The 21,886-nt window shown below is 65.2% G+C and carries 21 protein-coding genes; 6 read left to right on the top strand and 15 right to left on the bottom strand.

All coding sequences use genetic code 11. The annotated features are described in order from the left end of the window. Positions 1-13 precede the first annotated feature (13 nt). The 4 genes from ACVMB1_RS04980 to ACVMB1_RS04965 form a co-directional block, all read right to left on the bottom strand. The gene (locus ACVMB1_RS04980) at positions 14-1,207 is read right to left on the bottom strand and encodes an efflux RND transporter periplasmic adaptor subunit (RefSeq protein WP_076827115.1); all 1,194 of its coding nucleotides are present in this window, start codon (positions 1,205-1,207) and stop codon (positions 14-16) included. A gap of 1 nt (position 1,208) precedes the next feature. Beyond that, a complete protein-coding gene (locus ACVMB1_RS04975) occupies positions 1,209-1,910 on the bottom strand; it encodes a TetR/AcrR family transcriptional regulator (protein ID WP_456848312.1) in 702 nt (233 codons plus the stop codon). Positions 1,911-1,974: 64 nt separating this feature from the next. Then, complete coding sequence (locus tag ACVMB1_RS04970) at positions 1,975-2,565, bottom strand: thiamine pyrophosphate-dependent enzyme (RefSeq protein ID WP_028338816.1); 591 nt, start codon at positions 2,563-2,565, stop codon at positions 1,975-1,977. Continuing rightward, a complete protein-coding gene (locus ACVMB1_RS04965) occupies positions 2,562-3,095 on the bottom strand; it encodes a thiamine pyrophosphate-binding protein (protein WP_057017601.1) in 534 nt (177 codons plus the stop codon). Before ACVMB1_RS04965 ends, ACVMB1_RS04970 begins: the two co-directional genes overlap by 4 nt. 204 nt (positions 3,096-3,299) lie before the next feature. Here ACVMB1_RS04965 and ACVMB1_RS04960 point away from each other — a divergent pair, with 204 nt between their 5' ends. Continuing rightward, a complete protein-coding gene (locus ACVMB1_RS04960; protein ID WP_253609676.1) occupies positions 3,300-4,523 on the top strand; it encodes a cytochrome P450 in 1,224 nt (407 codons plus the stop codon). Positions 4,524-4,648: 125 nt separating this feature from the next. Then, positions 4,649-5,863, top strand: a complete 1,215-nt coding sequence (gene rocD / locus ACVMB1_RS04955; protein WP_057017655.1) for an ornithine--oxo-acid transaminase — start codon at positions 4,649-4,651, stop codon at positions 5,861-5,863. Positions 5,864-6,388: 525 nt separating this feature from the next. Here rocD and ACVMB1_RS04950 read toward each other — a convergent pair. After that, on the bottom strand, positions 6,389-6,844 hold the full coding sequence (locus ACVMB1_RS04950; RefSeq protein ID WP_245311495.1) for a hypothetical protein: 456 nt from the start codon (positions 6,842-6,844) through the stop codon (positions 6,389-6,391). A gap of 51 nt (positions 6,845-6,895) precedes the next feature. Here ACVMB1_RS04950 and ACVMB1_RS04945 point away from each other — a divergent pair, with 51 nt between their 5' ends. Together ACVMB1_RS04945 and ACVMB1_RS04940 are read left to right on the top strand one after the other, a co-directional pair. Next, entirely contained in the window at positions 6,896-7,819 is a 924-nt protein-coding gene (locus ACVMB1_RS04945; protein ID WP_456814125.1) for a Spy/CpxP family protein refolding chaperone, read from the top strand. Positions 7,820-8,288: 469 nt separating this feature from the next. Further along, positions 8,289-8,642, top strand: coding sequence for a potassium channel family protein (locus ACVMB1_RS04940; protein WP_456848310.1), 354 nt, complete (start codon positions 8,289-8,291; stop codon positions 8,640-8,642). A 42-nt stretch (positions 8,643-8,684) separates the two neighbouring features. On the opposite strand, the gene ACVMB1_RS04935 is transcribed toward ACVMB1_RS04940, so the two are convergent. The 9 genes from ACVMB1_RS04935 to ACVMB1_RS04895 form a co-directional block, all read right to left on the bottom strand. Beyond that, positions 8,685-9,548 (bottom strand): sugar phosphate isomerase/epimerase family protein, encoded by an 864-nt coding sequence (locus tag ACVMB1_RS04935; protein WP_057017598.1) that lies wholly within the window; start codon positions 9,546-9,548, stop codon positions 8,685-8,687. Beyond that, positions 9,548-10,741: a dihydrodipicolinate synthase family protein gene (locus ACVMB1_RS04930; protein ID WP_456814124.1), complete on the bottom strand. Its 1,194-nt coding sequence runs from the start codon at positions 10,739-10,741 to the stop codon at positions 9,548-9,550. Before ACVMB1_RS04930 ends, ACVMB1_RS04935 begins: the two co-directional genes overlap by 1 nt. Positions 10,742-10,755: 14 nt before the next feature. Further along, on the bottom strand, positions 10,756-11,907 hold the full coding sequence (locus tag ACVMB1_RS04925; RefSeq protein WP_456814123.1) for a Gfo/Idh/MocA family protein: 1,152 nt from the start codon (positions 11,905-11,907) through the stop codon (positions 10,756-10,758). After that, positions 11,904-13,310 carry a hypothetical protein gene (locus ACVMB1_RS04920; protein WP_456814122.1) on the bottom strand — a complete coding sequence of 469 codons (1,407 nt, stop codon included), beginning with the start codon at positions 13,308-13,310 and terminating at the stop codon, positions 11,904-11,906. Before ACVMB1_RS04920 ends, ACVMB1_RS04925 begins: the two co-directional genes overlap by 4 nt. Before the next feature lie 14 nt (positions 13,311-13,324). Next, the gene (locus ACVMB1_RS04915; protein WP_253587456.1) at positions 13,325-14,170 is read right to left on the bottom strand and encodes an ABC transporter ATP-binding protein; all 846 of its coding nucleotides are present in this window, start codon (positions 14,168-14,170) and stop codon (positions 13,325-13,327) included. Positions 14,171-14,294: 124 nt separating this feature from the next. After that, positions 14,295-15,293: an ABC transporter substrate-binding protein gene (locus ACVMB1_RS04910; protein WP_057017654.1), complete on the bottom strand. Its 999-nt coding sequence runs from the start codon at positions 15,291-15,293 to the stop codon at positions 14,295-14,297. Positions 15,294-15,429: 136 nt separating this feature from the next. Continuing rightward, a complete protein-coding gene (locus tag ACVMB1_RS04905) occupies positions 15,430-16,239 on the bottom strand; it encodes an ABC transporter permease (RefSeq protein ID WP_057017593.1) in 810 nt (269 codons plus the stop codon). Positions 16,240-16,523: 284 nt separating this feature from the next. Next, positions 16,524-17,180, bottom strand: coding sequence for a TetR/AcrR family transcriptional regulator (locus ACVMB1_RS04900; protein ID WP_057017592.1), 657 nt, complete (start codon positions 17,178-17,180; stop codon positions 16,524-16,526). A 218-nt stretch (positions 17,181-17,398) separates the two neighbouring features. After that, the gene (locus tag ACVMB1_RS04895; protein ID WP_076826992.1) at positions 17,399-18,259 is read right to left on the bottom strand and encodes a VOC family protein; all 861 of its coding nucleotides are present in this window, start codon (positions 18,257-18,259) and stop codon (positions 17,399-17,401) included. Positions 18,260-18,485: 226 nt separating this feature from the next. Here ACVMB1_RS04895 and ACVMB1_RS04890 point away from each other — a divergent pair, with 226 nt between their 5' ends. Then, on the top strand, positions 18,486-19,379 hold the full coding sequence (locus ACVMB1_RS04890) for a sugar kinase (protein WP_018270479.1): 894 nt from the start codon (positions 18,486-18,488) through the stop codon (positions 19,377-19,379). 21 nt (positions 19,380-19,400) lie between these two features. Continuing rightward, on the top strand, positions 19,401-20,336 hold the full coding sequence (gene rbsK / locus ACVMB1_RS04885) for a ribokinase (protein WP_168857803.1): 936 nt from the start codon (positions 19,401-19,403) through the stop codon (positions 20,334-20,336). Between the two features lie 102 nt (positions 20,337-20,438). Here the strand turns inward: rbsK and ACVMB1_RS04880 are convergent, their stop codons facing one another. Beyond that, positions 20,439-21,662 (bottom strand): NAD(P)/FAD-dependent oxidoreductase, encoded by a 1,224-nt coding sequence (locus tag ACVMB1_RS04880; protein WP_456848308.1) that lies wholly within the window; start codon positions 21,660-21,662, stop codon positions 20,439-20,441. Positions 21,663-21,886 lie beyond the last annotated feature (224 nt).

Here is a 21,886-nt window from a genome sequence, read left to right as displayed (position 1 = left end):
CGATGAATGAAGATCAGTAGCGCGGCGGTTCGGCCGGAACCGGCGGCGGCGGATCGGTCGAGATCGCAACCGGCATCCCCGACTGCAGCTTGATCTGGCCGACTGCGACGACCTTGTCCCCCGCCTTCAGACCCTTGAGGATCTCGACACGGCCCTCGACGCGGTTGCCGGTCTTCACGAAGGTGCGGTCCGCGGTCAGGGTGGTCTTGCCGTCGTCGCCCTTCTTCTCGGTGATCAGGAACACCGAGTCGCCGTACAGCGTGTAGTCGACCGCGGTTTCGGGAATGGTCACGACCGGCGGCTTCCCGGGCAGCACGATTGTGGTGGTCGCGAACATGCCGGGCTTGAGGATGCTGTCCGGATTCTGGATCGTGGCCTGCACCCGGATGTTGCGGGTGTCGGTCGCGATCTGCGGCTCGATGGTCGTGATCTTGCCCTCGAAGGTGCGGCCCGGATAGGCGTCGACCGAGACCCGTACGGCCTGGCCGACCTTGATCTGAGAGCTCTGCTTCTCGGTGACGGTCAGGTTGGCGTACAGCACCGACAGATCGGTCAGCGACACGATCTGCGTGCCGGCCGTCAGATACTGGCCGACTTCGACCTGGCGCACGCCGAGATCGCCTTCGAACGGTGCGCGCACCAGCTTCTGCGAGATCAGCGCTTCGGTCTTGGCAATGCCCGCCTTGGCCTGGTCGTAAGCCGCCTGCGCCGTATCGACGGTCGACTGCGGACCGAACTGGCGCGACGCGAGTTGCTTGGCGCGGTCGAGCTGCAGCTCGCCCACGGTCGCCTGCGCCTTGTAGTTGGCGAGGTCGCCCTGCTCCGGTGCGTCGAACAACTGCACCAGCGGCGTACCGGCCTTTACGTGGCTGCCGGCGGTGAACTGGATCTCGGTGATGCGGCCCGGCACGTCGGTCGTGACGTTGACCTGGTGCACGGCGACGAGATCGCCGACAGCGGTCAGCAGGTTCGGAATCACCTCAGTCTTCGCCTCGACGGCCGACACGTTCGCCGGCGGCGGCTTATTGTTGGCAAAGAACTGCGCGATCATGTGGCTGCGGAAGGCGTTGAAGCCGACCAGCGCACCGACGAGCAGGGCCAGCAACAGGCCTACGATGATGAACCAGCGCACCATGCGGACGGGACGCTTGGCTTGCTTCTCCTTGATCGGTTGCCCCGAGATGTGGCTTTCGGTCTGAATATTCATGTCATGCACTTTCTGCAGTTACCGACGGTCCTGCGATCGGCGACGGCTGGCGGCCCAAATGAGTTGAAATTGCGGCTTCGGTAAGTCCGATGCCGCGAAGGATGAATTGGCAAAGCTGCCGCTCGGCCGCAGCGGCATCGCCGTAGGGGAGACATGGTGTCGCAGGCAGCTGGGTCAGCGCACCCATCAGCACGGTATGGTGCGCAAACCAGAACAGGTTGAGCGGCCCGTCGCCGATCTTCGTGGCCTCGCCGGCGGCGATCGCCCGCTCGAGCGAGGCGGCGAAGGTCGGGCCGATCAGCTTGCCGACCTTGTCATAGAGCAGGCGCGCAAACTCGCCGTCGTCGAGATGGCTCGTCACCATCAGCCGCATCCGCTGCGTCTCTTCCTGGTCCGGCGCATCACGCAACTGCATGAAGTGATCGACCATGCCTTGCACCAGCTCGACCAGGGTCGCGGTCGAGGGCTCCTGGCCGAGCAGATGCGCGAGATCGGGATCCGCCTCGCACTCCTCGGCAAGGATCTCGGCATAGAGCGCCGCCTTGGACGGGAAGTGCTTGAACAGCAGCCCTTCCGAAATGGCAGCCGCGGCCGCCACGCTCTTTGTCGTGGTGCCGGCAAAGCCGCTGCGGGCGAAACACCGCTTGGCGGCGCTCAGGATCAACTGACGCCGCAAGTCACTCGTCATGCGTAAGGTAGACATTTGGGTCGTGAGTAATCACTCACTTTACCAAAAGTCAAGGTTCTATTGCACCGCGAAAGCCACTTTAAATAGGAGTGTGGCCGATCGACCCTCTGATGCGGTTCACGAGGTAGGTGCCGTCGCGGCTGGACAGCACGCGCTCCAGATTGGCCCCGTCGATCTTCGCGCTGGCGAACCGCGGCCCCGCCGTAACGTCTTGCAAAGACGAGGCAAAAGCCTCGACCTCAGCCATCGTGCTGATCGCCCGGCTATCCCCGATTCCGCAGGCTTTGGCAACACCCACGAGGTCGGCGGTTCCGCCGGTATGGCTGGCCTGGCCGCCGGTCTCGCCGTAAGCCTCATTGTCCAGCACGATGATCGAGAGATTTTTCGGCTGCTGCAGGCCGACGGTGGCGAGGCTTCCCATCCCCATCAGCATCTCGCCGTCGCCGGTGATCACGACGACCGGCAGCGTCGGCTGGGCCAGCGCGAGGCCGAGCCCGATCATCACGGCGCCGCCCATGCCACCCCAGAGATAAAAGTTGCGGTCGTGGTCGCCGGCAGCGGCGATGTCATAGGTCGAGGCGCCGAGGCCGCCGACGGCGAACGCGCCCTTGCGATCTTTCAGCAGTTCGGAAACGACGGCACGGCGGTCGAGGAGATTGGCTTTGCTCATTTGGTGAAGACCTTTGCCCCGATCAGGCGCTGCGACAGCAGGACGGCGGTGGGCGTGCAGGCGTTAAAGGCCTGCGCTGCGCCGGCCTCGACGACTTCGCGGACTTCTTCAGGGTGCGAGGCGCGCAGCACCTTGATCCCGGACAGTTCGAGTATCCCTTGCGTGTTCGAGCCCATCGGCACCTGCCAGGGATTGAACTCGCCCCATTCGCCGCGCATCGTCACCAGCGTCAGGAACGGCAGGCGGAAGATCTGCACCAGCGACAGCATGTTGATGCAATTGCCGACCCCGCTCGACTGCATCAGCAGCACGCCGCGCTGGCCGCCGGCCCAGGCGCCCGCGAGCAGCGCCACGCCCTCTTCCTCGGTGGTCAGCGCGATGCCGCGCATCGAGGACGACCCCAGCACCCGCTCGATCAGCTCTGAATGGCCGGCGTCGGGCACGTAGGGCACCTGACGCACCTCGAAGCGCTGCAATATCGAGAAGATCTCCTCGGGCCAGGAGGCCGCAGTGTCGGCACGGGCATGCATTGGCGTTTCCGGTCTTGTTGTTTGATCGCGACTGTAGAGGGGCGCGCGCGCTTCATCAAAGCGCAAAACCGCATATGGCTCTGCGATTTGCTCGCACCACGCGACGCCCCGCCGCGCTGTTCCCGGCCCCAGCAAATTGTGTTGCGCGGCCGCCGCCCGCGGCTTACGATAGTTGCAAATGAAACTAATTGGGTTGGATGCGCCATGAACGGACACGCGCGCGAGCTGGCTGACGGCTTCGACCTCGAGAAGCTGACGCCGGAGTTCTATGCCGACCCCTACCCGACCTATCGCGCGTTGCGCGAGAGCGCGCCGGTCAAGCGGCTGCCGAACGGCTGCTATTTTCTCACCCGCTACGACGACCTCATCGCCGCCTACAAGAACACCAAGGCATTCTCCTCCGACAAGAAGAAGGAGTTCTTGCCGAAATACGGCAACTCGCTGCTCTACGAGCATCACACGACCAGCCTCGTCTTCAACGATCCGCCGGCGCATACCCGCGTGCGGCGGCTGATCATGGGCGCATTGTCGCCGCGGGCGATCGCCGGCATGGAGCCTGACCTGATCGCGCTGGTCGACAGCCTGCTCGACCGGATCGAGACCCGCGACCGCTTCGAGCTGATCGGCGACTTCGCCTCGGCCATTCCGGTCGAGGTGATCGGCAATCTGCTCGACGTGCCGCACGACGAACGCGAGCCGCTGCGTGACTGGTCGCTGGCGATCCTGGGCGCGCTGGAGCCGGTGATCGGCAAGGAGGCGTTCGACCGCGGCAACAATGCGGTGAAGGATTTCCTCGCCTATCTCGAAACGCTGGTTGAACGCCGCCGCAAGAAGCCGGGCAATCCCGAACGCGACGTGCTGACAAGGCTGATCCAGGGTGAGGACAATGGCGAGCGGCTGACCGCGAAGGAATTGCTGCACAACTGCATCTTCCTGCTCAACGCCGGCCACGAAACCACGACCAATCTGATCGGCAACGGGCTGGTGACGCTCAGCCAAAATCCGGATCAGAAGCAACGGCTGATCGCGCAACCCGAGTTGATCAAGACCGCGGTCGAGGAGATGCTGCGCTACGAAAGCTCGAACCAGCTCGGCAACCGCATGATCGTGGAAGAGACCGAGCTCGGCGGCATCAAGCTGCCGGCGGGCACGCTGGTCACGCTCTGCATCGGCGCGGCCAACCGCGACCCCGCGCAATTCCCCAACCCCGAAGCTTTCGACGTCGCGCGCACGCCGAACCGCCACCTCGCCTTCGGCACCGGCGCGCATCAATGCGCCGGCATGGCGCTGGCGCGCCTCGAAGGCGCCATCGCGATCTCGCGGTTCCTCAAACGCTTGCCGAACTACGCGCTCGACGGCGCGCCGGTGCGCGGCGGGCGGGTGCGCTTCCGCGGCTTCCTCAGCGTGCCCTGCAGCATCAGCGCATAAGACGACACATTGTCGCCTGCGAATTTGGCTGGCGACACACTTCCCTGTGGAGGAACTGATGCCCAAATCAACTGCAGGCACGATTTGATGTAGTCTCTCGTACGCTGCAGCGGGAGTGACGCATGATGAATGCATCGGTCACTGATTTCCTCGCAACCGAAGCGCAGTTCGGCACCTACAACTATGAGCCGATCGGGGTCGTGCTGTCGCGCGGCGAAGGCGTCTGGGTCTGGGATACCGATGGCAACCGCTATCTCGACTGCCTCTCCGCCTATTCGGCGGTGAGCCAGGGCCACTGTCATCCGAAGATCCTCGCAGCCATGATCGAGCAGGCGCATCGGCTGACGCTGACCTCGCGCGCCTTCCACAACGACCAGCTTGCTCCCTTCTACCGCGAGCTCGCGGAGCTGACCGGCTCGCACAAGGTGCTGCCGATGAACAGCGGCGCCGAGGCGGTGGAGAGCGCGATCAAGTCGGTGCGCAAATGGGCCTATGAGGTCAAGGGCGTGCCGGACGGGCAGGCCGAGATCATCGTCTGCGCCAATAATTTCCACGGACGCACGCTCGGCATCGTCGGCTTCTCGACCGACCCCGGCTCGCGCGATCATTTCGGCCCGTTCGCGCCGGGCTTCAAGATCATCCCGTTCGGCGATGCCGCCGCGCTCGAGCAGGCGATCACGCCGAACACCGCGGCCTTCCTGGTCGAGCCGATCCAGGGCGAAGCCGGCGTCGTGATTCCTCCGCCAGGCTATTTCGCCCGCGTGCGCGAGCTATGCACCGCGCATAATGTGATGCTTGTGCTCGACGAGATTCAGACCGGGCTCGGCCGCACCGGCAAGCTGCTCGCTGAGCAGCACGAGGGGATCGAGGCCGACGTGACGCTGCTCGGCAAGGCGCTGTCGGGCGGCTTCTATCCGGTGTCGGCGGTGCTTTCCAACAACGCCGTGCTCGGCACGTTGCGGCCCGGCCAGCACGGCTCGACCTTCGGCGGCAATCCGCTGGCCTGCGCGGTGGCGCGGGCGGCGCTGCGCGTGCTGATCGACGAGGGAATGATCGAGAACGCCGCGCAACAGGGCGCCCGCTTTCTCGCCGGATTGCAGGACATCCGCGCCAACGTGATCCGCGAGGTGCGCGGGCGCGGGCTGATGTTGGCGATCGAGCTGCATCCCGAAGCCGGCGGCGCCCGTCGCTATTGCCTGGCGCTGCAGGCGCGCGGCATCCTCGCCAAGGACACCCATGAGCACACCATCCGGATCGCTCCGCCGCTGGTGATCACGGCCGATCAGGTCGACTGGGCGACGGAGCGGATCGCGGCGACCCTCACGCAGGACGTTTCCTGACGGTTCCCCTCGCCGGAAGACCGTAACGCCGGCCGTAGCCACAACGAACGAATCCGACGTCGGTGCGTTAAAGTACTGCGGGCGACTGTTGAACGGAGAGCTAAGCTCATGCTTTCCCGCAGCGCTTTGTTTGTTGTCTTTTCGATTGGCAGCTCGATGCTCGTGCCGCACGGCGGCGCGTCCGCCCAGCCACACGGAAAGGGTCCACCGGCGGCAAGGCCGGCTGCACCGGCCGCAATGGCGCGTCCCGCCGCGCCGATGGTACACGCCGCCCCTCCCGCAATGGCCAGGCCGCCCGCAATGGCGAGACCGCCTGCAATGGCTCGGCCACCCGCGATGGCACGGCCGGCAGCACCCGCGTTCCACGCCCCGCAGCGACCGGCGATGGCGCCGCGCCCGGCCCCGCATTTCGCCGCCCCGTCGGTGCGCCAGGCCCCCCATATCGCCGCGCCGCGTGTCGCAACGCCACGCCCCGAATTCCGTCGAGGAGCACCGCAGCGCCAGGCTCCGCATATCGCGGCGCCATCACGCCCGAGTCCACCTTCGCGCTTGAGCGAGCGGCCGTCGCCGACGGAGCGCGTTCAACAGCGCGCGCAGCAGCATCAGCAGATGATCCAGCAACGCCAGCAGGCGGCGCAGCAGCGGCAGCGTGACGCGCTCTCGCGCCAGACCACCGAGCGGCAGACCCGGATCGATCGCCTGCAGCAACGCGTGCAGCAATTGCAGTCGCAAAAGGTCCAAGGCGCACGCGCGCAACGCGTCCATGACCGTGCCCTGCAGGCGCAGAGCCGTCTGTTGCAGCGCGAGCAGCGTACGCAGCAGGCCGACGTTGCCCGCCAGCAGAGATTGGCGCCGGCAGCAACGGTTGGAGCCGCGGTCGCGACCACAGCCGCGACGCAGGCGGCGCAGCGCGAGCGGTTTGCCGCGCACTTCCGCGAGCAGGCAGGCGCGCAAGGCCAGGCAGGGCTTGCGGCGCGCCAAGGCGGCTGGGCGCCCCGACATGCCTGGCGACGCGGCAGCCACGCGGCCTTCGTGGCGTGGCTTGGGCCGGTGTTCTGGCCCTACGCCTATTCGGACATCTTTGACTACACGTTCTGGTCCTATGCCTACGAGCCCGGCTATTGGGCCTACGCCTATGACGACTTCGTCGACACCGTGTTCTGGGACACCAACAGTCCCTACTCCGCCTATGCCAGCATCAATCCTGGCGACTATCCGGCGACCGCGGGCCGCGATCGGTCCCGTCAGCGCACCGACACGAGCCCGCAGGCAGTCAAGCAGCTCTGCGGCGAACCGGACAAGGGCGTCACGGCCTGGCCGCTTGCCGACATCGCGCGGGCGGTACGGCCGGACCAGCAGCAGCGCGCCCTGCTCGACGAGTTGAAGACATCAGCGGCAAAGGCCGCCGATATCTTCAAGGACTCCTGTTCGGACAGCTATGCCATGACGCCCACCGGCCGCTTGCGGTCGATGCAAAACCGCATCAGCGCGACGCTCGAGGCGATCAAGATCGTGCGGCCTGCGCTGGAGAATTTCTACAGCTCGCTCAGCGACGAGCAACAGGCCCGCTTCAATGCGCTCGGTCCACATGTCGGCGAGCGTTCGCCGCAGCAGGAGGCGACCGCGCAAGCCGGCAATTGCGGCGATTCGAAATCCGACCTGGCGCACCTGCCGATCAACCGGATCGCGGCCTCGCTTCATCCAGCCGGCAAGCAGAAGGAGGCGCTCGACCGCCTGAGCGATGCGACCACAAGAGCCATAGCGGACCTGCAGGCGGCCTGCCCGAACGACGTGCCGCTGACGCCGGTCGGCCGGCTGGAGGCGATGCAGCACCGGCTCGAAGCCATGCAGAAGGCCGCGAAGCTGATCGAGCCCGCACTGGACGAGTTCTATGCGATGCTGAGCAGCGAGCAGAAAGCCCGCTTCAACACGCTGCAGCGGGTCGCGAGCCCCTGAGACGGCCGGACGGCGATCCGGATCGCCGGGCGCGCCACAGATTGCCAGCCCCCCATCTTGCCTTTGCGGCCGGCGCGCAGCAATGTCTGGTACCGGCATCCTGATGCAATGCCGAATGACGGGACGGGAATGAAGCGCGGCTGGATGAGCACTGGCGAGCTACGCGAGCGCTGGGGCGATTCCTTGTTGACGGTGCTCACTGTCCTGCTCCTGGTCATGATTTTCGTGGTAGCGCCGTTGCAGGCATTGGGGCTGTTCGAGTTCCAGATTTTTGAGCTCCTGCTCGCGCTGGTCCTGGTCGGCGGCGTCTTCCTGATGTCAGGCAGCACGCTGGCGGTCGTCACGATGCTGGTCGCGCTCGTCATGATCGTCACGGGCGGGATCCTGAGACTACGCTCACCTTCAATTTTCGATCTCAACCTGTTCGCCGCATCCTGGCTGCTCGTCGGCCTCACCATGGACCGTGACGGTGGCGCGCGCGACGTTCGCGCCAGGCCGCGTCACCTATCACCGTGTGATCGGCGCGGTCCTGCTCTATCTCACGGTCGCCGTGATCTTCGCGGCGCTCTACACCTTTGTCGGCACGCTGAGGCCCGACGCATTTCCCGGCATGAAGGTGGAAGACAGCCCGACATTGGCGAGCCGCGTCCTCTATTTCAGCTTCGCCACGCTCACGACGACAGGTTATGGCGACGTCGCTCCGTTGCATCCGATCGCGCGGAGCCTGTGCAATCTCGAGGCGATCTTCGGCCAGCTCTATCCGGCAACGCTGCTGGCGCGGCTCGTCACGCTTGAGATCGAGCACCGCAACGAGGAGTCCTGATGGGGCGGGAAGCATGCAGCGCCGTGCCCACCTGACGGCGTACTAGACCACCGTCCGGTGCCGCTCGATGCAGGTTCGCAGCACTTCGTCCAGCGGACGGCCCCACCAGTCATTCGAAAAGATCTCAATCTCCGAATAGCCGTCAAAGCCCTGCGCCTCGACGGCGGCGCGCACCGATCTGATGTCGATGACGCCGTCACCCATCATGCCGCGGTCGTTGAGGATGTCCTTGGTCGGCACCAGCCAGTCGCAGACATGGAACGCGAGCAGGCGATCCTGGCCGGCGCGCGCGATCTGGCGCATCAACTCCGGATCCCACCAGATGTGATAGACGTCGAGCGCGACGCCGATCGCGCCGGTTCTGCCGGGATCGAGTGCGTCGCAGATATCGAGCGCATGCCTTGTGGTGTTCACGCAGGCGCGGTCGGCGGCATAGGCCGGATGCAGCGGCTCGATCGCGAGCGGCAGCTTTGCTTGTTTCGCATAGTCCAGCATCTCGGCGATGCCGTCATGCACCTGCGATCGTGCCAACGCTATATCCTTCGACGCCGCGCTGCCCGGCCGTGAATATTGCGGCAGGCCGCCGACCACCAGCACGATGCAGGAGGCGCCGAGCGCCGCCGCCTCGTCGACAGCACGGCGATTGTCGTCGCGCGCCTCGCTGCGATGCGCGCCATCTGCCGTGAACATGCCGCCGCGGCAATAGCCCGACAGATCGAGCCCGGCATCCCTGACCGCACGGACGGCGCGATCGAGGCCGACGGCTGCGACCTGGTCGCGCCAGGGATCGATGGCGCGGATGCCATGGCGCGCGCAGGCCTCGACGATGGCGAGAAGATCGCCCTGCTTGCGGACGGTCGCCGTGTTCAGCGACAGCCAGCGGTGGTCGTTGGAAAAGTCGCGCATCAGGCGTCGATGCCGCGCGTGGCCAGGATCGTCGCCATCCGGCGCGTCGCGAGCTCCGGATTGGCGAGCAGACCAGCCTTGTCGGCGAGCCGGAACAGCTCGGCAAGATGCAAGGTCGAGCGCGCGCTCTCCTGCCCGCCGACCATCGTAAAATGATCCTGGTGCCCGTTGAGATAGGCCATGAACACGATGCCGGTCTTGTAGAAGCGCGTCGGCGCCTTGAAGATGTGGCGCGACAGCGGCACCGTCGGTCCAAGCACATCGTGGAAGCTGGCCTCATCGCCGGCCGCGAGCCGCGACAGCGCGTAGGACGCCGCCGGTGCGATCGCATCGAAAATGCCGAGCAGCGCGTGGGAAAATCCCTTGTCGTCGCCGGCGATCAGTTCGGCATAGTTGAAGTCGTCGCCGGTGTACATTTTGACCCGCGGATCGAGTCGGCGCCGCATGTCGATCTCGCGCTGCTTGTCGAGCAGCGAGACCTTGACGCCATCGACCTTGGCCGCATTGGCGTTGATGATCGCAACCGCCGTATCCATCGCCTTGTCGAGATCGGCCGTGCCCCAGTAACCTGATAGCGCCGGATCGAACATGTCGCCGAGCCAATGGATGATCACGGGCTCACGAACCTGCGACAGCACGCGGTCGTAGACCCTGGCGTAGTCGTCAGCGCTCTTGCCGAGCTTTGCCAATGCGCGCGAGGCCATCAGGATGATGCGGCCACCGGCCTTCTCCACTGCCGCGATCTGCTCCTCATAGGCACGGATCACATCATCGATCGACCTGGCATCTTCCACCGCGAGATGGTCGGTGCCGGCGCCGGAAAACACCAGCGCATTGCCCCTGGCCTTGGCCGCCTTCACCGAGCGCTGGATCAGTTCGAGCGAGGTCGGCCAATCCAGCCCCATGCCGCGCTGCGCGGTGTCCATGGCTTCGGCGACGCCGAAGCCGAGGTCCCAGACGTGCTCACGAAACGCGATCGTCCTGTCCCAGTCGATCGCCGCGGCCAGCCAGGGATCGACGTCGGCGCGCGGATCGGCCACCACATGCGCCGCCGAGAACGCCACGCGGTTCAGCGTACCCTCGAGCTTCGCCGGAAAGGTCCGCGACGCCGCCAGGCGATAGGTCTCGAGGCCGCCGCCAGCGGTCGGCAGCTTCAGCGACAGCGATGATATCGGCCGGACTGGCTTGTTCATGGCAAGGTCCCTTCTCAGACTGATATCGGGGCGACGTCGATCCAGCGCCGCTCCTTCCAGCTCTTCAGCGCGCATTCGGCGAGCTGCACGCCCTTGGCGCCTTCGAGCAGGGTGTATTTGTAGGGCGCGTCCTCGCAGACATGGCGGATGAACATCTCCCACTGTTCCTTGAAGCCGTTGTCGTAGACGACGTTCTCAGGCAGCTTCTGCCAGTCGGCATAGAAATCATGCATCCGCTTCTCGTCCGGATTCCACACCGGCCGCGGCGTCGCCTGGCGTGCCTGGATCACGCAGTCGGTCAGGCCCGCCACCGCCGAGCCATGGGTGCCGTCGACCTGGAAGGTGACGAGGTCGTCGCGGTAGACCCGCGTCACCCAGCTCATGTTGATGTGCGCAATGACGCCACCCTTCAGGCGGAAGGTAGCGTAGGCGGAATCATCGGCGGTCGCCTGGTATTTCTTGCCCTTCTCGTCATAGCGCTCGGGGATGTCAGTCGTGCCGAGGCAGGTCACGCTCTCGACTTCGCCGAACAGATTGTCGAGCACGTAGCGCCAGTGGCAGACCATGTCGAGGATGATGCCGCCGCCGTCCTCGGCGCGGTAGTTCCACGACGGCCGCTGCGCTTCCTGCCAGCCGCCCTCGAACACCCAATAGCCGAACTCGCCGCGCACCGAGAGCATGCGGCCGAAGAAGCCGGAGTCGCGCAGGAAAGCGAGCTTCTTCAGGCCCGGCAGGAACAGCTTGTCCTGCACGGTGCCGTGCTTGAGGCCCCTGGCATTGGCGAGCTTCACGACCGCAACGGCCTCCTCGAGGTTGGTCGCGATCGGCTTCTCGCAATAGACATGCTTGCCGGCGTTGATCGCCTTGATCAGCAGCGAGGGCCGCGCCTGCGTGGTCGCGGCGTCGAAGAACACGGTGTCGCCGTTGTCCGCGAGCGCACGATCGAGATCGGTGGTGTGGCGTTCGATGTTGTAGCGTTTTGCCAACGCGCCGACCTTCTCGGCGTCGCGGCCGACCAGGATCGGATCGGGCATGACGCGGTCGCCGTTCGCGAGCCGCACACCGCCCTGCTCGCGGATCGCGACGATCGAGCGGATCAGATGCTGGTTGAGCCCCATCCGGCCGGTGACGCCGTTCATGATCAGGCCGAGGCGTTTGGTCGTCATACTGCTTGCTCCTGCGAAACGCGTGGTGTTGGCCGCTTGAGCGGCTGCATGGTGGACCAGTCCGGATGGATCGAACTGGCAAAGCCCGGCGCGGCGGCGATCGATTCCGTCAGCAGATCGCCGTCATGGATCGCGAGGCGGACCTTGCTGCCCGCGCGCGCGTAGAGATCGGAATGCGCGGTGAAGAAGGCGTCGGCTTCGTCGGCCGGGGTGTCGGCAAAGCCATCGACATAATGATGTCCGTTGCGCTCAGCATGGGTGACGCCGATCAGCGCCCCGAGCGCGAGGTCCTGCTGCACGCCGAGCCCGGCCTGGCAGGTCAGGTCCTCGCCGCTGATGAAATACCCGCCGCTCTCAGCGTTCCACGCCGCCGCGCGGGTGGCGTTGATGATGGACTTGTAGATGCCCTTGCAGGATTTCGAGGAGATGCCGCGATAGCCGAGCACGCGGGCCTGCGGGAATGCGTCATAGCAATCGTCGGCTTCGTCGATGATGAAGCCGTACGCCGCCAGTTTCCCGAGCGGCGAGGCTCTTGTGATATCGCGCGGCATCGGCTGCTCGATATAGAGCAGGTTTGCCCTGATCGGCTGCAGCACCGCGTCATGGTCGAGCCGGTCGACCAGCGCGTTCAGCGCGGCAAGGTCGGCATATTGCTCGTTGGCGTCGAGCGTGATCCTGGTTGCGTAAGGCAGCTTTGCGAGCTCGCCGCCGATCCGCGCCAGCCGCGCCGCGTCATGTGCGGGATCGCCGTTCAGCTTAAGCTTGAAATAGCGCGCACCGGCGTTCTCGTTGCGGTCGGCGACGCCGCCCTCGCCTTCAACCTTGTCGTCCATTCCGACCGTGTGCCTGACGGCGACACGCTCGAGCCGTTGGCGCGTCGACAGAAACCGCGCGATCGCCGCGTCGTCTAGATCAGGCGTCAGCCGCTCGTCGATGCCGGCGATATTGCCGGCCATGCCGTCGAAGAAGTTCGCGCCGGCGGCGCGCAGCAGCGCATCCAGGATCGCCTTGTCGATCTCGGCCGGGCCAAAGCCGGCGGCAAGCGGCGGAATGTCTTCAGCTGCGCAGGCCGCAACCTGCGGGCCGATACGTTCGGCGTGGAGGCCAAACGCGGTCTCAAGACCCTTGTTCGCCAGATAGAGCCCGCGCGCGATCGCAAGCGAGCGGCGAAGCCCGTCGAGCGACTGCGCTTCGGTGAGATGCGGCCGCTTGTCGAACCATCTCGGCGCCAGCATCTCGGCGCTGGCGCCGGTGGCGCGGCCCTTGCCTTCCACCTCGATCTCGACCCGCACGAACATCTGCGTCGATGCGGTGATCGTCACCGCGCCGAAGCGGAACGGCCGGGCGAACACCAGCGGCCGTTCGAAGAAGGCGATATCGTTGACTTTGAGGCGAAGCGGCATTGACGGCTCGGGTGTTAGTCCAGCGACCCCTGTGAGAAGAAATGCTTCCGGATCCGCTGCACCAGTTCGTTGAAGACAGGATCGGACATCGTCTCGAGCGAGCGCGGCCGTGGCATCGGCACGTCGTAGATCGCGGCGATCGCGCCGGGCCGCTCGGTCATCACGAGCACGCGGTCGGCGAGGAACACGGCTTCCGGGATCGAGTGCGTGATCAACAGGACCGTCTTGCCGGTCTCGCGCTGGATCCGCATCAATTCGACATTCATCCGCTCGCGCGTCATGGCGTCGAGCGCGCCGAACGGCTCGTCCATCAGCATGATCTTGGGGTCGTGCACCAGGGCGCGACAGATCGAGGCGCGCTGCTGCATGCCGCCGGAAAGCTGCCAGGGCAGCTTCTTCTCGAAACCTTCGAGGCCGACCAGCTTCAGCAGATCCTTGGCGCGCGCGAGATACTTGTCCCGCGGCAGCTGCTTCATGTCGATCGGCAACATCACGTTGGAGAGGATGTTGCGCCACGGCAGCAGCAGCGCGTTCTGGAACACGATGCCGACATTGCCGTGCGGCCTGGTCACCGGCTCGCCGTCGACCAGCACCTCGCCGGTCGTCGGCGGCAGCAGGCCCGAGATCATCTTGAGCAGCGTGGACTTGCCGCAGCCGGAGGGCCCGACCACGACAAAGAACTCGCCGTCGTTGATGGTGAAGTCGAGCGGCCGCAGCGACGGCACATCGCCGTCGCGTGACCGGTAGGTCTTCGAGACGCCGGAGAGTTTGATACCCGGCGTGGCATCCGCGGCGCGGTCCGACACCAGGCGCAGATGCGCGGCGGGCTGAACATCGGCTGGTTTGGTTGCAGGATTCATTCTGTCGAATCCACTGGGATGTAGAATGCTGTCATTCCGGGATGGTCCGAAGGACCAGACCCGGAATCTCGAGATTCCGGGTTCGATGCTTCGCATCGCCCCGGAATGACGGTGTTTGTTGCGCTCACGAGTCACCCTTCGGCAGATAGTCGTTGGTGTAGAACGCCTTCGGATTGGCCTTGGCCTTGGCGTCGAGGCCGCCATACTCGACCATCAAATTGACCGACTCGGTCATGTTCTGGTCGGTGACCTGGAACGGCCGCTTGGTCCTGGTCTCCGGCGTACGATAGAGCGGGATCGTCAGCTCGAAGCCTTGCGTCAACGTGTCGATCTTGCCGCCCTTCGGGTTGGCGTCGAGGATCGACTGCGCAGCCGCCTTGGGGTCCTTCTCCGCGGCTTCCACCGCCTTTGTCGTCGCCGACATGAAGCGGCGGACCAGGTCGGCATTGGCCTTCACATAGTCGGAGTTCGCGATGATGCCCGACGACACCATGTTGATGCCGTAGTCGGCGAACTTGATCGGATAGACGTCCTTGCCGGTGGCGTCCTTGATCTTCATCGACTGGTCCATGACGTAGCCGAGCAGCAGGTCGGCTTGGCCGTTGATCACGGCGTTGAGCTTGGTCTGGCCGTCGCCGGCGACGGTGTTGAAATCGCTTTCCTTCAGACCGGTCTTCTTCAGGAACAGCGGCCAGATCTGCGTCATCGAATCCGCCGGCGTGATCGCGACCGTCTTGCCCTTGATGTCCTCCGGCTTCCTGATGTTCTTGTCGGCAAGGCTCATCGCCGACATCGGGCTGGTCTGCAGCAGCACGCCGGTGGCAATCACCGGCGCACCCTTCACGGCCGCGCGCATCATCGTCGGCACGTCGACATAGCCGAAATCGGCGGTCTTGGCGGCCACCGCCTGCGTGGTCGCGGCCGAGCCGCGGCCTTCCTGGATCTCGAGGTCGATGCCCTCAGTGGCATAGATGCCCTTGGCCTTGCCGTAATAGAACGGCGCGTGCTCGCCGTAGACGTACCAGTTCAGCATCAGCACGACCTTGTCGGCCGCAGATGCAGGGGCCACCGCAAGCGCGGTCCAGGCCAGTGCGGCAATGACAGCAGTGATCAATCGCATCACGTTCTCTCCCTGTTTTTCGTCATTGCGAGGAGCGAGAGCGACGAAGCAATCCATTTCTCAGCTTGTGGCGCGATGGATTGCTTCGCTTCGCTCGCAATGACGGCTTCCCTTTTCGCTAGGTGGCTCTGCGATATCCCTATGAAGCAAAAATGATGTCGTCGCGCTGGCTGACGTGCCAGGGGATCACCAGCCGCTCGATGCGGTCGACGATCCAGAACAGGATGACGCCGAGCAGCGCGAGGATCACCAGCGCGGCGAACATCGTCGGCAGGTCGAAGGTGCCGATCGAGCGCTGCATCACATAGCCGATGCCGGAATTGGAGCCGACGAACTCGCCGACGACGGCGCCGACCACGGCGAGCGTCACCGAGACTTTCAGGCCGGAGAAGATCGCGGGCATCGCGTGCGGCAGGTTGACCGCACGGAACACCTGGAAGCGGCTGCCCTGCATCGCGCGCGCCAGATCGACCATATCAGGGTCGACCGACTTGAAGCCCTGCACCGCCGACACCACCACGGGGAAGAAGCCGAGCAGGAACGCGGAGATCACCTTGGGGATGATGCCGAAGCCGAACCACACCACGAACAGCGGCGCGATCGCGATCTTCGGCACGGATTGGGAGAACACCAGCAGCGGATAGACGTAGCTCTCGATCGTCTTCGAGCCCGCGATCAGCATCGCAACGGGAATGCCGAACAGCGCCGAGAGCAGGAAGCCGCAGATCGTTGCATAGGTTGTCGGCCAGGACTGCCGCAGCAGTTCCGGCCAGTCGCTCCAGAGCACCGCGACGACGTCGCCGGGCGAGGGAATTTGGTAGGCGGGAATATGGAACAAGCGGATCGCGAGGTCCCAGGCCGCCACGATGACAACCAAAAACAGGAACGGACGTACCCACGCCGCATTCAGCACCTTCGACAGGCCCGAAGGGCTCTTTGCCTCCGCCACGTCACGCTCCCTTTGCAGTCTCTCTGTTCGTTCAGAAATTAACTCGTTGGATAAATACTGTCCAGCCCCAAGCGCGCGGCAAAATCGCGCCGAAATACGCGACTTTCGTCAGGTGAGAATTTTTGTCGGATGAGACTTCGTAGCCCGGATGAAGCGCAGCGAAACCCGGGACCGCTATCCGCGCATGCAACTCCCCGGATTGCGCGGAGCCTGTCATCGGGCGCGCGTTCGCGCGACCCGTTGGCTCCATCCGGGCTACGGATCACCGCAATGATCGCAAGACCTCACACCACGCGGTGCTCGGCCGCGCGCAGCACCGGCATCGCGCCACCGAACGCTGCCGTGGATTTGCCGGTCAGCGCCGCCAACACCAGCGCGGTCATATGCTCGAGGCGCTCGTCGCGGGCGTCCTTCTTCAAGAGGTCGCGGCCGAAGATCACGCTCAGCGTGGCGCTGTTGGAGAGATAGAAGAATGCGAGCCCGGCGATCGAGATGTAGAGCTGCACCGGATCGACCGCGACGCGGAAATCGCCGCTCTCGACCCCGCGCGTCACCACGGTGCGGATCATCTCGACAAAGGGCGAGTGCATCGACTTGACCTTGGTCGAACGCTTTAGGTGTTTTGCCTTGGCGAGGTTTTCGGTGTTCAGCAGCGCCAGGAACTCGGGGTTGCGAAGAAAATAGTTCCACGTGAAGTCGATCAGGCGCCCGATTGCCTCGGGCGGATCGAGATGCTCGAGATCGAGGGTGCGTTCCTCGGCACGGATCTTCTCATAGGCGCCTTCCAGCACCTCGAGATAAAGATCCTCTTTGTTGCCGACGTGGTAGTACAGCATACGTTTGTTGGCGTCGGCATTGGCCGCGATGCGGTCGACCCGCGCGCCGGCGAGGCCATGGGCGGCGAATTCCTGCTTGGCAGCCTCGAGAATCCGCAGCCGCATCCCCTGGGGGTCGCGCTGCCATCTCTGTATTCGCTTTGCCTTGGCCAAATCGATCGCCCGTGATGCTGAATTGATGAATGTAGCATGACGAACGACGTTTGAGAACGAATGTTGTCGTGACGGCCATGCGGGAATATTTCTCGCAGACGCGGCATGCAGCGTTCTCCCTGCCATTCCCGGATGCACGCTGTCATGACGACGCGCGCATGAAACGCGCCCTAGTCCGGTTTTCCTTGCGAAGGCTGCACCAGCAGCGTCGGCACGCCGCAGGTGCCGTTGCGCACGGTCATCACGCGCGTGCCGGGCTTGCGGCCGGTACGAACCTCGGAGACGTCGACGCCAGCGGCGATCAGCCGCGCACGTGTGGCGTCGATATCGGCGACGCGCCAGCAGATGCCGCGCAGCCGGTCCGGCGCGTCGGCCTCCGCCTTGTCGTTTTCCTTGCCCGGCCGGTGCGTGACCTCGACCACGAGGTCGCCGCAGCGGAAGAACATCAGCCGGCCCCACTCCGGATGCGACCGGTCGAGCGCCATGTCGAGCCCGAGCCGCGCGCCATAGAGCGCGGCGGCGCGTTCCGGGTCGGCGGTCGAAACCACCACATGATCCATCGCGGTGATCGATGCGGTCGTGGTACGCACCGACAACGGCCGCTCCTGCTCGCGTTCCAGGAAGAACATGCGCACGCCGCGCGTCGCATCGGTCGCGGCCCGCGTACGCTTCCACGACAGCACGGCGCCGCTGGTCTCGTCGCGGCTTTCGACTTCAGTGACGGGTTCGGGCTTCAGCGTCAGCCGGTCGAGCCGGCGGTGTGTCCTGGCGATGTCGCTGGTGCGGAAGCAGAGGCTCGCAAGCCCCTCACCTTGCGTAACGAGCGCGCTGCGGATGCGCTGGGCTGCGTCATCGTCGCCGAGCGGCGCCACCAATTCCAGCGTGGTGTTGTCGAGCGTGAACAGCGTGCGGTTCGCACCACCGCCACTGTAGCGCCAGGAAGGCGTCCGCGCGAACAGCGCCTCATAGGCCGCGCTGGCAGCAGCGATGTCACTGGTCAGGACGACGATGTGATCGAGACCGGTAATCATGGCTGCAACCTCCCCGAATCTGCCGTCATTGTGTTTCTCCCTTAACCCAACCCGGAACCACGGACTGCCGCCGGCCGTTATGCCGCATGCCAGAACGGCCCGGCGCAGCCATCATCTCTACCTGTAAACCAGGCAGGGTTGCGAATATTTTCAGCGATATCGGCCGATCAGCAATGCTAGTCTGGAACCGCCGGCCGGGACCACACCAAGCCACGACGGAAAGCGAATGCAGGCCCTCTTCATCGGACAGACCTATATCGACGTCACCTTCATCACAGATCACATGCCCGTCGGCGACGAAAAGCACGTCGCCGACGCCTATGCGGTGTCGTTCGGCGGCAACGCCGTGACCGCAGCATTCTGCTGCGCCAAGCTCGGCGTCCCGCCGGACCTGATCGCCACCATGGCCAATGACTGGCTCGGACGGATGTTCTGGGACATGGCCGACAGGTACGGCATCTCGTTCCACCCCCGCAAGGTCAACTCCTCCTCGCTGTCCTTCATCATGCCGAACGACGGCAAGCGCGCCATCGTCCGCTGCCGCGACGACCAGCACATCCACCCCTTTCCGCTGCTGAACATCAAGGGCTGCCGCGCGCTGCACATCGACGGACACCAGCCGGACGCCGCGATCCATTATGCGAAGCTGTGCCGCGAGGACGGCATCCTGACCTCGCTCGACGGCGGCGGCCTGCGCACCAACACCCACGAGCTGCTCGCATTCATCGACATTGCGATCGTTGCCGAACGCCTGTGCGAGCAGATGGACAAGACGCCGGAGCAGATGCTCGACTATCTCAAGAGCCGCGGCTGCAAGGTCGGCGGCGTCACCATGGGCGAGCGCGGCCTGCTCTGGTATGACGAGGCCGGCACAGTGCGCACGCTGCCGGCCTTCCCGATCCCGCGCGCGCGCGTGATCGACACCAACGGCGCCGGCGACGTCTTCCACGGCGCCTACATCTACTCTTACCTTTCGAACCCGAGCAAAGGCTGGCATGAGCACTTCAAGTTCGCGCGTGCAGCCTCGACCTTCAAGATCCAGAAGCTCGGCAACGAGGCCGGCTTGCCGACACTCGCCGATATCGCAGCGGTCAAGCAGGAATTTCGCGCCGAGGCCTGATATCGGTGAACGGGGCTAGTCATGAGGCACGTCTTCGTCGCCGGCAGCATCAATATGGACGTGGTGGCGACCGCCGAGCGCCATCCGCGGATCGGCGAAACCGTCGCCGGCGAGGCCGTGCTCTATTTTCCCGGAGGCAAGGGCGCCAACCAGGCGGTGGCTTCGGCCAAGCTCGGCGTAGCGACCACGCTGATCGGCCGGCTCGGCACCGATGCGTTCGGCAAGGAGCTGCGAGCGTTCCTTGCCGCGCAAGGCGTCGATCTCACCTCGGTCAAGACCACGCACGGCACGCATTCCGGCACGGCGATCATCACGCTCGCCAATGCCGACAACACGATTGTCGTCGTGCCAGGCGCCAACGGGCTCGTTGACGCTCATGATGTCAAGGTCCCCTCACTTATGAAGGGTGACGTCGCGGTCAGCCAGTTCGAGATCCCGCTGCCGGCGATCGCTGCCTTCTTCCGGCGCGCCCGCGCCGTCGGCGCCACCACGATCCTCAATCCGGCACCGGCAAAACAGGCCGACAAGGCTCTGCTCGATCTCGTCGACATCCTCGTTCTGAACGAGACCGAACTCGGCTACCTGACTGGCACGGGGCTGCGCGACAGCGACACGCCGGAGCGCTTCTCCGAGGCGGCCCGGGCGTTGGGGCAAGGCAGGATCGTCTGCGTCACGCTCGGAAAGCGCGGCGTGCTGGCGCTGGTCGACAACCAGCCGCTGCTCGTGCCGGGACGCGAGGTCAAGGCCGTCGACACCACAGGCGCCGGCGATTGCTTCGTCGGCGCCCTCGCCTCACAGCTCGCCATCGGCAAGCCGCTCGGCGACGCGCTGGCCTACGCCAACGCCGCCGCCTCGATTTGCGTGCAACGGATGGGAGCCGCGCCGTCGATGCCGACGGCGGATGAGGTGGAGGACGCTCTCTCCCCAAGTCGTCCCGGCGAAGGCCGGGACCCATAACCACCGGCCACAGTTTGGGGGCACACGCGTGGCAACTGCGTTCGTCTCCGCCAACGACTGCCACGGAGTATGGGTCCCGGCTTTCGCCGGGACGACGCTTGCTTACATTTGCGCCAGCGCACTCTTCAGATCAAAGCTCGCATCCGCCGCCTGCTCCGGCGTAATCGAGCCGTCGGCGCCGAGCAGCCGGCGGCCGAACATGTGATCGCCGGCGCGATTGATCGATTCGATGCCGAGCAGCTTGTCGCCGCGATAGCAGAACGCCGAGAACGCGCCCTGCGCGCGGTCGCCGCGCACTACGACGCGGTCGTAGCCGGTGGTGAGACCCGCCATCTGCAGCTTGTCGGGGCCCTGGTCGCTCCAGAACCACGGCAGACCGTCATAGACCTCGGTCTTGCCGGTCAGCCGCGACGCCACGCAGCGCGCATGGTCGGTCGCATTCTGCACCGACTCCAGCCGCAGCGACCCGCCGAAGCGTTTGCTGGTATAGAGCGCGCAATCGCCGATCGCGGAGACATTCGGATCGGCGGTCAACAGATGCTCGTCGACGATGATGCCGGATGCCACCGGCAGCCCGGCCTCCGCCGCAAGCTCGACATTCGGCAGCACACCGACGCCGACCACGACGAGGTCGGCCGGGATATGCGTGCCGTTGCTCAGGCTGACACCGGTAACCTTGCCGCCATCGGCCTCGATCGCCGTGACCTGCACCCCGAGGTGAATCCGGATGCCGGCCGCGCTGTGGCGGGATTGCGAGAACTCGGAAATCTCCGCGGTCACCGCCCGCGCCATCACGCGGGAGGCAAGCTCGACCACGTCGACCTCGAGGCCCTTGGCCCGGGCAGTGGCGGCGAATTCGAGCCCGATGAAGCCCGCACCGATCACGACGACGCGCATGCCGGGCGCGATCAAGTCGCGCAGCGCCTGGCTCTCATCCAGAATGCGCAGGTAGCGGACTGCGTCGAGCTTGGCGTTGGGGATATCCAGCAGCCGGTTCCGCGCGCCGGTTGCGAACACCAGGTGTCCGTAATCGAGCGACGCGCCGGAGGCGAGCGCCACCTTCCGCGCATTGCGGTCGATCGCATGGGCGCGATCGGTGATCAGCTCGATCTTGTTGTCCTGGTAGAACTTGTCGGGCCGGAACATCAGGCTCTCGGGCCCGCCGGTCCCTTTCAGATAGGCCTTCGACAGCGGCGGCCGCTGATACGGCAAATGGCCTTCGTCATTGATCAGGGCGATGCGCTCGGCGAAGCCGGCCTGGCGCAGCGACGCCGCGAGCTGGAAGCCGGCGTGTCCGGCGCCGACGATGATGACCGAGCCTGTCATCGGAACAACCCAAATACGCGCGAGCAGGAGTGACCCATGCCGTTTCCTCTTGTCGATGTTAGCTTGCTTGCCCCGTCCCCACAGCGCTCGTGTCTGCGTACCGAAGGCGCACGCCATTTGGCCTCATGGCTCGTACCGATGCAAGGGGGTCCCAGGCGATTCTGGGCGCGCCCGCGGCCCCCGGGCGCCGGGCCGGATTGCCACGGCTCCCGCCAAGGCCTTAA

It is taken from the genome of Bradyrhizobium sp. USDA 4504, assembly GCF_054063995.1.
The sequence above is the reverse complement of the archived record's forward strand: the minus strand, read 5'-3'. Positions and strand labels throughout refer to the sequence as shown.

Coding starts and splice junctions, on each gene's coding strand:
- ACVMB1_RS04925 (WP_456814123.1), bottom strand. CDS start 11,907: ATGACGACCAAACGCCTCGGCCTGATCATGAACGGCGTCACCGGCCGG.
- ACVMB1_RS04900 (WP_057017592.1), bottom strand. CDS start 17,180: ATGCGGCTGCGGATTCTCGAGGCTGCCAAGCAGGAATTCGCCGCCCAT.
- ACVMB1_RS04970 (WP_028338816.1), bottom strand. CDS start 2,565: ATGAGCAAAGCCAATCTCCTCGACCGCCGTGCCGTCGTTTCCGAACTG.
- ACVMB1_RS04960 (WP_253609676.1), top strand. CDS start 3,300: ATGAACGGACACGCGCGCGAGCTGGCTGACGGCTTCGACCTCGAGAAG.
- ACVMB1_RS04975 (WP_456848312.1), bottom strand. CDS start 1,910: ATGTCTACCTTACGCATGACGAGTGACTTGCGGCGTCAGTTGATCCTG.
- ACVMB1_RS04915 (WP_253587456.1), bottom strand. CDS start 14,170: ATGAATCCTGCAACCAAACCAGCCGATGTTCAGCCCGCCGCGCATCTG.
- ACVMB1_RS04920 (WP_456814122.1), bottom strand. CDS start 13,310: ATGCCGCTTCGCCTCAAAGTCAACGATATCGCCTTCTTCGAACGGCCG.
- rbsK (WP_168857803.1), top strand. CDS start 19,401: ATGAGGCACGTCTTCGTCGCCGGCAGCATCAATATGGACGTGGTGGCG.
- ACVMB1_RS04895 (WP_076826992.1), bottom strand. CDS start 18,259: ATGATTACCGGTCTCGATCACATCGTCGTCCTGACCAGTGACATCGCT.
- ACVMB1_RS04965 (WP_057017601.1), bottom strand. CDS start 3,095: ATGCATGCCCGTGCCGACACTGCGGCCTCCTGGCCCGAGGAGATCTTC.
- ACVMB1_RS04980 (WP_076827115.1), bottom strand. CDS start 1,207: ATGAATATTCAGACCGAAAGCCACATCTCGGGGCAACCGATCAAGGAG.
- ACVMB1_RS04880 (WP_456848308.1), bottom strand. CDS start 21,662: ATGACAGGCTCGGTCATCATCGTCGGCGCCGGACACGCCGGCTTCCAG.
- ACVMB1_RS04930 (WP_456814124.1), bottom strand. CDS start 10,741: ATGAACAAGCCAGTCCGGCCGATATCATCGCTGTCGCTGAAGCTGCCG.
- ACVMB1_RS04935 (WP_057017598.1), bottom strand. CDS start 9,548: ATGCGCGACTTTTCCAACGACCACCGCTGGCTGTCGCTGAACACGGCG.
- rocD (WP_057017655.1), top strand. CDS start 4,649: ATGAATGCATCGGTCACTGATTTCCTCGCAACCGAAGCGCAGTTCGGC.
- ACVMB1_RS04890 (WP_018270479.1), top strand. CDS start 18,486: ATGCAGGCCCTCTTCATCGGACAGACCTATATCGACGTCACCTTCATC.